This window comes from Pseudomonas sp. SDO5532_S415 (assembly GCF_054071155.1).
The window spans coordinates 1-13,907 of record NZ_JBSVWS010000155.1 but is presented as its reverse complement, the minus strand read 5'-3'; the positions used below and the strand labels follow the sequence as shown (position 1 = coordinate 13,907).

The window sequence follows — 13,907 nt, the reverse complement described above, 5'->3', positions numbered from 1 at the left end:
ATACTGCGCAACCCTTGTGGGAGCGAGCCTGCTCGCGAAAGCGGACTCACAGACCACAAGACTTATCAGGCACTCAGCGAATAGATCAACGCCGAAATCGCCACCAGGCCTACCGCCACCACAAACACATTCGACGCCTGGCCGCGGAAGCGCGCCATGGCCGGTACCTTGCGGATGGCGTACATCGGCATCAGGAACAGGATGGCCGCGATCACCGGGCCGCCCAGGGTTTCGATCATGCCGAGGATGCTCGGGTTCAGCGTGGCGACGATCCAGCACACCACCAGCATGAATGCCGCGGTCATGCGGTCCAGGGTCTTGGCCGCCGGACGTTTGCCGCTTTTGACGATCAAGCCTTTCAGGCCTTCGCTGGCGCCGATGTAGTGCCCCAGGAACGACTTGGATATGGCCACGAATGCAATCAACGGCGCCGCGAAGGCGATGGTCGGATTGCTGAAGTGGTTGGCCAGGTACGACAGGATCGACAGGTTCTGCGCTTTCGCTTCGGCCAGTTGCGCCGGCGACAGGGTCAGCACGCAGCTGAAGACGAAGAACAGCACCATCACCACCATCAAGGCGTGGGCGCGGGACAGGATCTGCGAGCTGCGCTGCTCGGCGTGGTCGCCGTAACGACGTTTCTGATCCACCGCGAACGCCGAGATGATCGGCGAGTGGTTGAACGAGAACACCATCACCGGGATCGCCAGCCACAGGGTGTGCAGCAACGCCGACGGCTCAGGCAGCGTGCTGGCCGTGGTCAGGATGCCGCCGTTCCAGTGCGGAATCAGGAACACCGCCAGGAACAGCAATGCGACGATGAACGGGTAAACCATCAGGCTCATGGCCTTGACGATCACTTGCTCACCGCAACGCACCACCGCCAGCAGGCCGAGGATCAACACGAACGACAGCACCGCGCGTGGCGGCGGCATGATATGCAGTTGATGTTCGAGGAAGCTGCCCACGGTGTTGGTCAGGGCCACGCTGTAGATCAACAGGATCGGGAAGATCGCGAAGAAGTACAGCAAGGTGATCAGCGCGCCGGCCTTGAGACCGAAATGCTCTTCCACCACTTCGGTGATGTCGGCGCCTTCACGGCCGGACAGCACGAAGCGGGTCAGGCCGCGGTGTGCGTAGAAGGTCATCGGGAACGCCAGCAACGCCAGGATCAGCAGCGGCCAGAAGCCGCCCAGGCCCGCGTTGATCGGTAAAAACAGGGTGCCTGCACCAATCGCCGTGCCAAACAGGCCCAGCATCCAGGTGGTGTCTTGGCGATTCCAGCTCGAAAGGGTCGCGGGTGTCGCTGCTACATAGCGTTCGTTAACGCTATTGGCCTGATCATTCATCCGGTGGGATCTCCACATTCCGGTCACTTGCCACCCGGCCAGAACGCGTCGGAATACCCGACAGGCAGCGCCCGGCCGAAACAGGGGCGCGATTGTCCGGGATTAGTGAACAGAAGCAAAGACTTAGGTGAGGAACGGTGGTGCCAAGTCGGGATATGGCGAATGACGAATAACCCTGTGGGAGCGAGCCTGCTCGCGAAAGCGGTGCGTCAGTCACATCAATGCTGGATGTGCCGCCGTCTTCGCGAGCAGGCTCGCTCCCACACTGGTTTTGTGTCGAGTACAAAACTGAATTCAACAAAGATTCCCTGTGGGAGCGAGGCTGCTCGCGAAAGCGGTGGGTCTGACACTTTGATGTCGGATGTGCCGATGTCTTCGCGAGCAGGCTCGCTCCCACAGGGGTTCCAGGATATTCAACCCCCTGCGTTTCATCGCCAAACAACGATCCGCACTTGATAAAGGTCCATCATCATGTATTTTTAAACAACCCTGTCTTCGATCTGGAGTCACTCCATGCCACTGGTTCGCGTCGAAATCAAAAAGCAGCAGGACCCCACCTACGCCAAACGCATCGGCGAGCTGATCTACGCCGCCATGCACAGCACCATTGGCGTGCCCAAGGACGATAACTTCCAGATCCTCGCCGAACACGACGAACATCATTTCATTTTCGATCCGAACTACCTGGGCATCCCGCGCAGCGACAAGCTGGTCATCATCCAGATCACCCTCAGCGAAGGCCGTACCGTCGAGCAGAAAAAACTGCTCTACAAAACCATCGCCGAAAGCCTGAACTCAGAACTGTCAGTGCGCCTGGAAGATGTTTTCATTAATCTGGTGGAAGTGAAGAAGGAAAACTGGTCGTTCGGCAACGGCATTGCCCAGTACGCCCTCTGATTTTTCAACCCTATTACCTGTGAGCCGCCAATGCCCCGAGTTTCCCGCAAGCAAGCCGACCTCAATCGCGAAACCATTGTCGACGCCGCTACACGGTTGTTCCGCGAGCGCGGCCTGCATGGGATCAGCGTCGTCGATGTGATGGCCGCGGCCGGCCTGACCCATGGCGGCTTCTATGGTCACTTCGAGTCCAAGGAAGCCTTGGCCAAAGAGGCCAGCGAACGGGTATTCAAAGAAGTGGGTGCTCGCTGGCGGGAACGCATCTCCACCACCGACGACAAAGCCGCTGCGCGCCGCGCACTGATTGAGCCGTACCTGTCCGCCCACAGCCGCGACAACCCCGGTGACAGCTGCCCCGTGGTGGCCTTCGCCGGCGACATGTGCCACGAAACCGCCGATAGCGGCCTGCGCGAGCCGTTCATGGAGGGTCTGAACCGACTGCTCGATTCGTTTGGCAACCTGATGGATTCGGACGATGCCAGCGAAAGCCGGCAACAGGCGCTGGTGCAGTATTCGATGATGGTCGGCGCCCTGACACTGGCCCGGGCCACCCGGGGCGAGGCCTTATCCGATGAAATCCTCGAGGCTGCGCTCAGCTTTCTGACAGCGCAAAAGCCATGACCCTGCCCCAACCTGAATATTCAGTGTCATAGAAAACAATCGCAGGCCGCTCCAGCTCCTACACTGAGAGACGCGGCTGCGAAGACAGTGTTGCCAAAACGCCCCGGAGCCAGCACTTTCAAGCGACGTTCGAGCCCGATATCTGCCGCCCACAGGAGCCAAGCATGCCCGCAACCGTTCTGGTACTGGTTGAAACCATCAATGATTACCTGCCCATCCTCGAACATCAGGGTTTCCACCTGATCCTTGCCCCGACCCCCGCCGAGCGCGCCGAAGCCATCAGCCGCCACGGCGCCCGGATCGATGCCGTTCTGACCCGCGGCCCGCTGGGCCTGTATACCGACGAAATTGCCGCCCTGCCTAACCTGAAGATCATCTGCGTGATCGGCGCCGGCTATGAAATGGTCGACCTGCAAGCGGCCGCCGACCGAGGCATCGCTGTCACCAATGGCGCCGGCGTCAATGCCTCGTCCGTGGCCGACCACGCCATGGCCCTGCTGCTGTCACTGGTGCGTGATGTGCCACGCTGCGATGCCGCCGTGCGCCGGGGCGAGTGGCCAAAAATCATGCGCCCGTCCCTCGCCGGCAAACACTTGGGCATTCTCGGCCTCGGCGCTGTCGGTATGGCCATTGCCAAGCGCGCCGCCGCAGGCTTCGACATGCGCGTGTGCTACCACAACCGCCAGCATCGCAGCGACGTGCCCTACGACTTCTGTTCGACCCCCACGGAACTGGCACGCGCCTCGGACTTTCTGATCGTCGCCACCCCTGGCGGCCTGGGCACCAAACACCTGATCAACCGCCAGGTACTCGACGCGCTCGGGCCGAAGGGCTTTCTCGTCAACATTGCCAGGGCCAGCGTGGTGGCGACCGCCGACCTGATCACCGCGCTGGAACAACGACGGATCGCCGGTGCCGCGCTGGATGTATTCGATGCCGAGCCGCAGGTGCCGGACGCCCTGAAAGTCCTGAGCAATGTGGTCCTCACACCCCATGTCGCCGGCCTGTCGCCGGAAGCGACCCAAGGTACCGTGGAGTTGGTGGGCAAGAATCTGGTGGCGTTTTTCGCCGGTCAACCGGTGCTGACACCCATCGAGCTACCGCTGCCGAGCGTCAACGTGCGGGTCCATTAAAGGACGCCGAGCAATGTCCAGAGCCGGCGGGACTCGGCGTCGGCGCTGATCAACTCACCCAACAATTCGCTCAACGGCTTGTTGCCCCACTCCACGCCTCGTTTAATCAGATACGGCACGGGGCTGTGGGGCTCGGTACGCGACAGATAGTCGGCAATGACCAGAAGTTGCCGATAAGCTTCCTCGCGACTGGCCGGCTCGCGAAACACCTGTGGTACTGGCGTTGCGGGTGAGTCGGGCGGCGGTTCCAGCATTGCAGCCGGTGCAGCGTCGACGGAAGGTGGGGCGGGCTGTTTTGGGTGCATGGCGATGAACTCCCGGACCAGCGTCATCAGCGCTTCAATGATGTCTTGCAAGGGACGAAACCCCGGCCCCTGATCGCCAAGTTGCTGATCGCTCCAGTCCCGGAGCCGCTGCAGTTGTTGCAGACTGAGCTGCAGGTTGTCCTGCTTGCGCAACCAGGAGGACAAAGGCGCTGCGCGGACCTGCTCGACGAGTTTTTTCTGTTCGCTGCGCGCGTTTTCCGCCGAAGCCTTGGCCCCCTTGCTGTCGTTGCCCTGGACCTGTTGCAGCTGCAAGCGCCGCCAGCTGTCGAGGCAAAAAGCCTCGAATTCGCTGTTGCCGGGTTCGAACAGTGGCACCCGGGTCAACAGCACTTCACTGTAACGCCGCACCAGCCATTCCAGAGGAATCACCCGCCAGGATTGATCGCCATCCTCGGCCTGTGGGTGAAGCTGTTGCGGATAGCGCTCACACAGCCCGGCCACCAGCGCCAGACTGTCAGGCAATCGCTCAAGCCCGGACTGATGCAGCCAGGCTTCCCCCAGCCAGGCGCTGAGCATCAGATCCTTGCTCCGTTCGTGCAACAGGCTCGTCGCCAGCGCTTCCACCTCTGTCCATTGCGCCCGTTTGATCGACGATTGCCATACCCCCGTGGGCAGGCTGGTGTCGTCCTCGCGACGCATTTCACGCAACAGATCGAATTCACGCTCGTAGCGCAGATCCTGCCCACAGGGAGCTTCGGCGCTGATCGGTTCCAGCAGTTGGCCGATCCGTTGCGACAGTGACGTTGATGGCAGGCTCACATGCCCTCCTCCTGCAGCGAATTGACGGCGGTTGTCCCCGTGAACGCAAATGGCGAGCGCGGAGCCCGGGTTGGCGGCGGTTGAATCGACAAGGGCAATTTCGAGCCTTGGCTCATCAGCGACAGGCGCACAAACATCAGGGTTTGTCCGGAAGTTACGTTGGGTTGCGCCGTGACCGGCAGGCGCAAGCTCAGCGGGAACTCCGTGTAGTCCACATTCGGCTGACGCTGCACGGAAAAATGCGCGCGCATCAGGCGCAACAACGACCAGGGACCGCTGTACTCCCAACCGGCCTCAAGGTCGCGCACGACCAGGTTCGGTTGCAACGGATCGTTGGCAGGACGCTGGGAACCATTGCGCGCCCAACGCAAGGTCAGGCGGATCGGCTGGCCGACCATCCAGCGCAGGTTCGGCTGCGGTTCACCGGGATAACTGACCTGCTGGTTGCCAGCGATCAGGCTCCAGGCAATCACCTGATCGGCACCCCGCTCTTCGTCACGATCGGTACGCCAGCGCACATCCATTTCAACCCCGAGGATGCCGCTCTTGTCCCGAATGAACATCGGCCCCAACCAGGTGCCGGCCTGTTTCAGGCGGTTGAGAAAGTCCTCGGCGGCCAGTCGTTCGGGGGTCTGGTTCTGTTGCAACCCGGCCTGGGCCACCGGCAGGCGCTTGTCGATCAACTCAAGCAAATGCTGCACCCGCGCCGGATCGGCATCCGCGACCTGCAGGCCATTGGCAAAGGGGAAGCGATCCGCCAGGTACTGATTGAAGTAGTTGGCCAGGTCATTCCAGGCGGCTGAAGCCTGTTGCTGTTGCAGCCACTGGCAGCGCTGCATGGCGCTTTGCTGCAGATCAAGCGCGCGCATCGCCAGGGTGCCGCGACCGCCGGACAGGTTGGCCGTTTGCAGGATCTGGCCGCAGGACCCGGTGTCCATGTCAATGAAATCACGGCTGACCAATTGCTCGATCTGCGCCGGCGAGCTGGCCGGGTTCTGATCCTTGTACTTGAGCAGTTCTTCATTAAGCGCACTGAACTGCGTCACGCGTTCGTAATCCAGCGCCGGCAGGTTCTGTTGCTGCGTCTTGAGCCATTCCAGCGCCGAGGTGCGGCGTTCGGTAATGCCGAGCATGGTGTTGAACTGCTGCTTGAGGGTCAGTTTCAGTTCCTGCACATCGCTGGCGCCAAACAGTTGCAAGCCGAGGTTCTTCGAGCCGTCCCACCGGCTGATTTCCGTGCGCCCGCCGAACAGCGGCTGCGCCACCACTTCATTCAGGCCATCGGTAATCTGCGCCATGGCACGGCGGTTCAGGGCGCTTTGCAAACGGGTGGCGAGGTCGCTGCGGCGCACTTCGACAAAGGCTTTTTGCAGCGCGATCGCCTGGGGGGCCTGCACATTGAACACGCTATAGGCGTGAGTCTGGTCATTATGGTTCTTGATGCTCTGCCACATGGCCTTGGCCACCGCGCCTTCGGCAGCCTGCATCAGGGCGCCGCGATAATCCGCCGGGATGCGTGGCAACTCTTCGGCGACGTAGCTCTTGTAGCTGGCAAAGTAATTCAGTGCCGCGTTGAGGTCGTCGCCATCGACGTTTTCACCCTGCATGGCCACGTCATCCGACTGATCCGAGTGCATCGCCAGCGAAACGAAGTCACGCTTGAACAACGCCTGCACCGCGTTGTCCAGTTGCACCACATGTTCCTGCAACACCAGTTGCCCACCGCCCTGCTGCGCCAGCAGATTGCCCCGCGCGCCCAACTGTGCGATCCATTGGTCACGGAAACGCTGTTGCAAGGTTGACGCTTGCAGCTCCAGGCGCTGCTCCACCTGCGGCCCGAGCAAGGCACTCTGGCGCACCTTGTTCATCATTTCCCGATAACCCGGTACCAGGTCCTGCCCCTTGCCCCGGCCCCACGCGGAGTTGGTCAGGCCGATCTGCGCTTGCAGGTCATCCACCAGGCCGCGCAAGTCTTCGAGTTCGGTCAGGGAATTGCCGCTGCCGGCTTCCAATTGTTCCAGGTGCAACTTGAGGTAGCCGGCCTGGCGCACGAAGTTGTCGGCCAGGAAATATTGATCCAGCCAGCGCTCCATGAGCCCGGAAAAGTTTTCCTCGATCAGCGCCCGGTCCGTGCTCAGGTCCAGAGCCTTGAAATCGGTATCGAACAACAAGCGGTTGTAGTAATTGGCGTGGCGCAGCGTGCCGGCATTGAGGTTCAGCGACAGGGCGTTGTTACTCAGTTGCACCAGATCTTCAAGTGGCGCCTTGGGGCTGTTCAGGGCCTGGCTGAACCACTGGTTCTGTTGCTCAAGGCTGACCGCCAGCGACACCAGCTCATTGGCCTTGACGTAGTTCTGCCATTGGGCCGGGTCCTCGCTTTCCACATTGCCGCGGCGTTCGGTGTTACGGATGGATTTGAGTTGGGTCATCTCGGACGTCAGCAGCGTTTGCAGCGGAAGCAGCAAATGACGCCGGGACGTCTCACGCAGCTCGTTCTCCAGTCGTTCATCCAGCGAAGAGAACCAGGACGTGGGGTATGCCAGGGAGGTGAATGTCCAGCGCGGTGCCTTTTCCAGCACCCGCCAGAAACTCTGGACATTGCGCCGCGTCGGCTCCAGCCAATGATTGTCGTCAGTGACCACCACGAAGTTTTTCTGCGCCGCCTGCAGGTGGCGCGCCAGCTCATGGGCGTCTTTGACCGACTGCTGCCAGACCCACACCATGCACCCTGCCCAGATCACACCGATCACCAACGACACCGTGACGGCCAGACGCTGCCAGCGTTGGCGCAGGCGCAAAAGGCGAGGCACCACCTGCGCCAGGCCGCGCTCGGCCACCACTCGCTGACGCCACAACTGGCGGATAAACGCGTTCTGCTGCAAGTTGCTGTCGTAGGCTGAAAAGCTATCGGGCGCTGCATCCGCCGGCTCGTTCGCGGTGAAGTAAATACCGCGAAAGCGTGGCGCCTCGCCTTGAGAGTTACCCTGGAACACGGGCTCCAGAAGGGTTTGCAAGGGTCGGCGCAGGGTTTCGAAACGCTCCGGCAAAGCATACAGGTCACTGCTCAGCTGTCCGGACAAGGCACCGATCTCGATGATTGATTCCGACAGTGCCCGGTACACTTGATCCAGCGCAGTATCCGTGTTCTGCGATTGCCAGGCCGCGTCCGGTCCAAACGGCGAAGACCATCCCAGCGTGCGCTCTCGGGCCTCTTGCGGCAGGGCCGAGATCAGTTCCTGAAACCCCGGCAACTCTTCCAGACCGGTCACCACCACATACACCGGCAAGCTCAGCCCGAACCGTTGCAACAGGTCGATAAACCGCCGACGCGCTTCGAGCCCCAGGCTGGCGGCCTGTTCCACATTGCCCAGGCGACTGACCGGCACGGTCCAGATCACGCCGTCCAGCGGCCGCTTGCTGCGCAGGCGCAAGATCAAGCCCAACAGTCGCCACCAGCCACCGCGTTGCCGTTTAATCGCTTCATCCGGCAAAAACAGCGCCTGGGGAACGACCAGCACCGCGCCATCGGAGTCAGACCACCAGCGTCCAAACCACGCGGGTTTGTCCGTGGGTTGCAGCTGCCACCGGCGGCACAACTGCGAACCCTGGGTTTCGTTGCCGAGCATCAGCAGCCAAGGCATCTGGTAGCGATCCTGAATGCCCTGTTCCTGTTCCATGGCACGCACGGCCATATAGAAACTGCGAATCGCCGCGCCGCTCTGTGTACGCCACCACCACAGCGCCAACAGCACAACCGCCAGCAGCAACAGCGCCACGACGATCAACGCGACGATCGCCAAGGGACTCATTCGCCTTGCTCCGCGGCCACGTCAGACAGCTGCAATACCGGCTCAAGCTCCTGGCCGATGTCGCGCCAGAACAACTGCCCCATGCCTGTCAGCAATATCACCATCCCGAGTATGCCCAACCCCAGACGCAAGCCGTCGGGCAATGAGAGCCGCACCGGCAACTGCACCGGCGCAACGAGCGCCGGCTGTTGCAGCCTGGCGCTGACATCGTCGTAACCGGCCTCGTGTTGCCAGGCGAAGGTGTACAGCGCCAGCCGCCATTTTTCATGCTGCACCTGACTTTGCTCGCCGCGCAGCCCCCCCTGGAATCCGAGAATCAGGCATTGCAAATAGACATTGGCCAGGTCGCGGGTAGTAGGAACCTGTTCGTCCAGCAGCGCCTTGATCGCCAATGGCAACTGCTCACCCGCCTGACGACTGGCGTAGAGCCGCGACTCCAGGGGTTTTTCCTGCCAGGCCGCTTGCCCCGGCCACGGGGTGAACAACAGCGTTTCATCGATCAGCGCCACGAAGGCATAGACCAGCGCCTTGACCTGATCGGTGGCGGCATCACCGACCCGGGCAAACGCCGTGCGCCACAGGCGTTGGGAGGCCTGGGTGGACATTTCGACGACCGCCTCCACCAAAGAATCGTCTTCGCTATCCTTGGGCAACTCGTTCCAGGCCTGAAACCATTGCTGCCAGGCATCGCGAAAAGCGCTGCTCAACGGTGCATCCTGAAGGCCTCGTGTACCCTTTGCACTGACTTGCGACATGCCACGCCCCTTCCCTGATCAAGCCCCTTCGTTGGCCTGAGCGACAAACAGCACCACTTGCCACGGACTGCTGGCCGGCTTCGAGGCCGGTGCCGCGATCACCAGCGGCAACTGCCCGTCGAACCACGGACCTTCGGCCGTCACCACGAACAACCGAGTGTCGTCGCCGACGCTATAGGCCACCTGTTCATTGCGACTCATGGCCTGGTGCGCCAAGCCACTCATGCGCTGGCGGCCGAGCAGCGCAATGTGCGGCGTCGAGGCGATGATCGCCCCACGCAGCCATTCGCCAGCGGCCTGTTCGCTGGCGCCGTTGGGCATGCGCAAGCCGATGACCAGTCGTTGGCTCGGTTGGTCGTCGGGCAGTTGAATCGTAAACATCTGCTCGCTGCGGTCGAAGTTCAGGCTGCGATAGCCGGCGCGGATCAGCTCCAGTGTCCGCTCCAGCCAATCGAGCACCTGCTCATAGCCGCGTTGCAACTCAAGAAAATCCAGGGGAGCAAACGCCGGGACCCCAGCCAGCGGATCGAGGGCCGACCAGGCACCGGCCATGCCGAGCAGTTGACCGTACAGTCCTTGCGGCGTCGCCAGGCGATTGTTCAGCGTGCCTTCGACCTCCGGCAGGCGCGCCCAGAGCGCGGTCAGTTGCCGGCGAATCTCCAGCGCATCGTCCTGATTGCCGGCCTGCTGCGCCTGACGCAGACGCCCGGCGAGGAACATGCATTTTTCCCGCGCCCGGGCACACAGCCCGGCCACTCGCCGGCCGAGCACCGACTCGGGCAACAGGCAAGGCGTGGGTGGTGTGTAAGGCAACGCGTGGAAGCCGCCACCTTCCTTGCGGATCTTCAGCAACGGCAGACAGATCGAATCAGCCTTGTTCAATTGCGTGCACAGCCGTGGATTCGGCCGCCATACGGTGATCGACTCCGGGTATTCGCCGCTGGTCAGATCCGGCAGTGCCTCGCCGACCACCGATTGCAGGCGCCCCTTGAGCGGCAGCAACTGACCGGCACGCCACAGCGGGCTGATCGCCAGGTAGACCGTGACCGTGGCATCGTCGGTGGCGTTGACTGCCTCGCCGATATCCAGCTCCAGCATCGGCCCTACACCGGCTTGAATGTTGACCGGCAAACCGTCGGGCAAGGTCGCCTGGAGCTGAAGCACTCGCACCAACCCGCCGCTCAAGGCCGAAGGATCGAACTCGACCCGGCTTACGCCCCAGAACCACGGATTGCAGGCGTGCGCCAGATGCGCCACCAGCGCTTCGGCCCGCAACCCTTGCAACTGAAAATGCTGAGGCAGCAATTGCATGCCTTCATGCCAGCAAACCGCATCAGGTAGCAGACTCATACGATTCCCTTCGACGTCCTTGGGTGCCGCACACACCGCGGCTGGCGCTGTTACTGCGAGGGAGCGTTACTGACCAGGTTCATCTCGCGACTGTCGAACTTGAGCCAGGCGTCGCTCTGATCATCCAGGCGCAACCGGTGCGCTCCGGGAGTGTTATAGCTGGCGAAGACCAAAAGTCCAGCCGCCCGCTTGCCCTCCAGGGGAAAGGGTTGGCGATCGATGAACTGGCCCGGCACCAACTCCAGCCCCCACACCGAGATCAGCTGACGGTAGTCGCGCTGGAACTGCTCGCGCTCGGCGAACCATTGCCGGGCAGTGATGCCGGATAATTGCTTGAGCAGGTCAGGATCGTTGACCGCGATGAAGTCCACGGCGATCGGTGTGTTGTCGTTGGCCCGTGGGGCGACATCCAGGGTCAGGCTGTCGAGGTCGACCCGTGGCCCGAACAGCGAGCACCCGCAGAGACTCAAGAGCAAGGTCGCGGCAAACACTCGTGCAAACAAAATGAATTTTCCTTTTCGCTGGTCAGTCCGAATTTGTTTTCGCTTGCATTTTTATAGACCTGTTCTAGCGTCTTGGGTAGTTCGGCACCCAAGCCGAATGTGGAAGGTTTGTCAAAGGAACGACAGGTCCATCTGCCACCCTTTCTAACCTACGGTCCAGTAAGGGAAAGCGATGAGCGGGCCACCCCGATGCATTGCGCCCGCCTCATGCATCGGAGTCAGCCGCCATGGCAGAAAGTACTCAGCACAAACTCGACCGGGTTCGCCCGCCCAGAGTGCAAATCACTTACGACGTAGAAATCGGCGACGCCATCGAAAAAAAGGAGTTGCCGCTGGTGGTGGGTATTCTTGCCGATCTCTCCGGCAAACCCCTTGAGCCCCTGCCCAAACTGAGTGAACGGCGCTTTACCGAAATCGACCGCGACAACTTCAACGAAGTGCTCGCCTCGATTACTCCGCGTGCCACCTTGCAGGTCAACAACACCCTCAGCGGCGACGACAGCAAGCTCAACATCGAGCTGAACTTCAAGCACATCGACGACTTCGACCCGGTCAAGGTGGTCGAGCAAGTGACCCCGCTGCGGCGGCTGTTCGAAGCCCGCCAGCGCCTGCGCGACCTGCTGACCAAACTCGATGGCAATGATGATCTGGACAAGCTGTTGCGCGACGTCATCGCCAATACCGAGGGTCTGCAGGAAATCAAATCGGCCCGCCCGGACACCGCCGCACCCGCTGGCGACACCGACGCCGAAACCCCGGCCGAACCGCAAGCCTGATCGCTCACTCATTCAGGGAGACTCCGTCATGCCCGCCACCGCCTCAAGCCAAGCCAGCGACAGTACGACCCAGACTTTATCCCTGCTCGACCGCATCATCGCCGAAGGCCGCATGGCCCATGACGATAGCCAGCAGGATTACGCCCGCGACATGCTCGCGGAGTTCGCCACCCAGGTACTCGACGAAGGCATGGCCATCGACAAGGACACCGTGGCGATGATCAATGACCGCATCAGCCAGATCGACGAGCTGATCAGCGCCCAGCTCAACGAAGTGCTGCATCATCCGGACCTGCAGAAACTCGAAGCCTCCTGGCGTGGCCTGCACCTGCTGGTGCAGAACACCGAAACCAGTTCACGACTGAAACTGCGCTTGCTCAATGTCACGCAGAAAGAGCTGCAGAACGACCTGGAAAAAGCCGTCGAATTCGACCAGAGCGCGTTGTTCAAGAAGATCTACGAAGAGGAATACGGCACCTTCGGCGGCCACCCGTTCAGCCTGCTTGTGGGTGACTACACTTTCGGCCGGCATCCCCAGGACATCGGCTTGCTGGAAAAACTGTCAAACGTCGCCGCCGCTGCCCACGCCCCATTCATTGCCGCCGCCAGCCCGCGACTGTTCGACATGAACAGCTTCACCGAACTGGCCGTGCCGCGGGATCTGTCGAAAGTCTTCGAAAGCCAGGAGTTGATCAAGTGGCGCTCGTTCCGCGAGAGCGAGGATTCGCGCTACGTGTCGCTGGTGCTGCCGCACTTTCTCCTGCGCCTGCCATATGGCCCGGAAACCTCGCCGGTGGAAGGCATCAACTACGTTGAAGACGTCAACGGCACTGATCACAGCAAATACCTGTGGGGCAACGCTGCCTGGGCCCTGTCGCAGCGGATCACCGAAGCCTTTGCCAAATACGGTTGGTGCGCGGCGATTCGTGGCGCCGAAGGCGGCGGCGCGGTGGAAGGCTTGCCGGCGCACACGTTCCGCACCAGTTCAGGCGACCTGTCGCTCAAGTGCCCGACCGAAGTGGCGATCACCGACCGCCGGGAAAAGGAGCTCAACGATCTCGGTTTCATCGCCTTGTGCCACAAGAAAAACAGCGACATCGCCGTGTTCTTCGGCGGCCAGACCACCAACAAGTCCAAGGTCTACAACACCAACGAGGCCAATGCCAACGCGCGGATCTCGGCGATGTTGCCGTACGTGCTCGCCGCGTCGCGCTTCGCCCATTACCTGAAGGTGATCATGCGCGACAAGGTTGGCAGTTTCATGACCCGCGACAACGTCCAGACCTACCTCAACAACTGGATCGCCGACTACGTGCTGATCAACGATAACGCGCCGCAAGAGATCAAGGCGCAGTACCCGTTGCGGGAAGCCCGGGTGGACGTCACCGAAGTCGCCGGCAAGCCCGGCGCCTATCGGGCCACGGTGTTCCTGCGACCGCACTTCCAGCTTGAAGAGCTGACCGCGTCGATCCGCCTGGTCGCCACGTTGCCGCCACCGGTCGCTGCCTGACCGCTGCAACTAGTGGCTGCACTGAAACCTGTGGCTGCACTGAAACCTGTGGCGAGGGAGCTTGTTCCCGTTGGGTCGCATCGCGACCCCGGGAAATGGGAATGCTACGCAGTCCAACGGGA

Annotated in this window: 11 protein-coding genes; 5 read left to right on the top strand and 6 right to left on the bottom strand. The window is 61.5% G+C overall.

Features of this window, described 5'->3' with window-relative positions; genetic code table 11:
- Positions 1 to 65 precede the first annotated feature (65 nt).
- Positions 66 to 1,346, bottom strand: coding sequence for a serine/threonine transporter (locus ACW9HW_RS24430; RefSeq protein ID WP_095194979.1), 1,281 nt, complete (start codon positions 1,344 to 1,346; stop codon positions 66 to 68).
- A gap of 513 nt (positions 1,347 to 1,859) precedes the next feature.
- Here ACW9HW_RS24430 and ACW9HW_RS24425 point away from each other — a divergent pair.
- The 3 genes from ACW9HW_RS24425 to ACW9HW_RS24415 all read left to right on the top strand — a co-directional run bounded on the left by ACW9HW_RS24425 (position 1,860) and on the right by ACW9HW_RS24415 (position 3,997).
- Positions 1,860 to 2,243, top strand: a complete 384-nt coding sequence (locus tag ACW9HW_RS24425; protein WP_095194980.1) for a tautomerase family protein — start codon at positions 1,860 to 1,862, stop codon at positions 2,241 to 2,243.
- Positions 2,244 to 2,273: 30 nt separating this feature from the next.
- Positions 2,274 to 2,864, top strand: coding sequence for a TetR/AcrR family transcriptional regulator (locus ACW9HW_RS24420; RefSeq protein WP_095194981.1), 591 nt, complete (start codon positions 2,274 to 2,276; stop codon positions 2,862 to 2,864).
- A gap of 164 nt (positions 2,865 to 3,028) precedes the next feature.
- Positions 3,029 to 3,997, top strand: coding sequence for a 2-hydroxyacid dehydrogenase (locus ACW9HW_RS24415; protein WP_095194982.1), 969 nt, complete (start codon positions 3,029 to 3,031; stop codon positions 3,995 to 3,997).
- Here ACW9HW_RS24415 and tssA read toward each other — a convergent pair.
- Genes tssA through ACW9HW_RS24390 form a run of 5 tightly spaced genes read right to left on the bottom strand, consistent with a single transcriptional unit; the run spans position 3,994 to position 11,499 of the window.
- Complete coding sequence (tssA, locus tag ACW9HW_RS24410; RefSeq protein ID WP_457401973.1) at positions 3,994 to 5,082, bottom strand: type VI secretion system protein TssA; 1,089 nt, start codon at positions 5,080 to 5,082, stop codon at positions 3,994 to 3,996. The genes ACW9HW_RS24415 and tssA overlap by 4 nt on opposite strands.
- Complete coding sequence (locus tag ACW9HW_RS24405) at positions 5,079 to 8,891, bottom strand: type VI secretion system protein (RefSeq protein WP_457401972.1); 3,813 nt, start codon at positions 8,889 to 8,891, stop codon at positions 5,079 to 5,081. Before ACW9HW_RS24405 ends, tssA begins: the two co-directional genes overlap by 4 nt.
- Entirely contained in the window at positions 8,888 to 9,646 is a 759-nt protein-coding gene (locus ACW9HW_RS24400; RefSeq protein ID WP_095194985.1) for a DotU family type IV/VI secretion system protein, read from the bottom strand. The genes ACW9HW_RS24405 and ACW9HW_RS24400 overlap by 4 nt, the downstream gene beginning before the upstream one ends.
- Positions 9,647 to 9,664: 18 nt before the next feature.
- Entirely contained in the window at positions 9,665 to 10,996 is a 1,332-nt protein-coding gene (gene tssK, locus ACW9HW_RS24395; protein WP_457401971.1) for a type VI secretion system baseplate subunit TssK, read from the bottom strand.
- Between the two features lie 50 nt (positions 10,997 to 11,046).
- Positions 11,047 to 11,499: a type VI secretion protein gene (locus ACW9HW_RS24390; RefSeq protein ID WP_457401970.1), complete on the bottom strand. Its 453-nt coding sequence runs from the start codon at positions 11,497 to 11,499 to the stop codon at positions 11,047 to 11,049.
- Between the two features lie 227 nt (positions 11,500 to 11,726).
- Between ACW9HW_RS24390 and tssB the strand changes: the two genes are divergently transcribed.
- Together tssB and tssC are read left to right on the top strand one after the other, a co-directional pair.
- A complete protein-coding gene (tssB, locus tag ACW9HW_RS24385; RefSeq protein ID WP_095194988.1) occupies positions 11,727 to 12,275 on the top strand; it encodes a type VI secretion system contractile sheath small subunit in 549 nt (182 codons plus the stop codon).
- A 28-nt stretch (positions 12,276 to 12,303) separates the two neighbouring features.
- Positions 12,304 to 13,785, top strand: a complete 1,482-nt coding sequence (tssC, locus tag ACW9HW_RS24380) for a type VI secretion system contractile sheath large subunit (RefSeq protein ID WP_095194989.1) — start codon at positions 12,304 to 12,306, stop codon at positions 13,783 to 13,785.
- Positions 13,786 to 13,907: the final 122 nt, after the last annotated feature.

Excerpts from the sequence above, each read along its gene's own strand:
- ACW9HW_RS24430 (WP_095194979.1), bottom strand. The coding sequence starts at position 1,346 with ATGAATGATCAGGCCAATAGCGTTAACGAACGCTATGTAGCAGCGACA.
- ACW9HW_RS24425 (WP_095194980.1), top strand. The coding sequence starts at position 1,860 with ATGCCACTGGTTCGCGTCGAAATCAAAAAGCAGCAGGACCCCACCTAC.
- ACW9HW_RS24420 (WP_095194981.1), top strand. The coding sequence starts at position 2,274 with ATGCCCCGAGTTTCCCGCAAGCAAGCCGACCTCAATCGCGAAACCATT.
- ACW9HW_RS24415 (WP_095194982.1), top strand. The coding sequence starts at position 3,029 with ATGCCCGCAACCGTTCTGGTACTGGTTGAAACCATCAATGATTACCTG.
- ACW9HW_RS24405 (WP_457401972.1), bottom strand. The coding sequence starts at position 8,891 with ATGAGTCCCTTGGCGATCGTCGCGTTGATCGTCGTGGCGCTGTTGCTG.
- ACW9HW_RS24400 (WP_095194985.1), bottom strand. The coding sequence starts at position 9,646 with ATGTCGCAAGTCAGTGCAAAGGGTACACGAGGCCTTCAGGATGCACCG.
- tssK (WP_457401971.1), bottom strand. The coding sequence starts at position 10,996 with ATGAGTCTGCTACCTGATGCGGTTTGCTGGCATGAAGGCATGCAATTG.
- tssB (WP_095194988.1), top strand. The coding sequence starts at position 11,727 with ATGGCAGAAAGTACTCAGCACAAACTCGACCGGGTTCGCCCGCCCAGA.
- tssC (WP_095194989.1), top strand. The coding sequence starts at position 12,304 with ATGCCCGCCACCGCCTCAAGCCAAGCCAGCGACAGTACGACCCAGACT.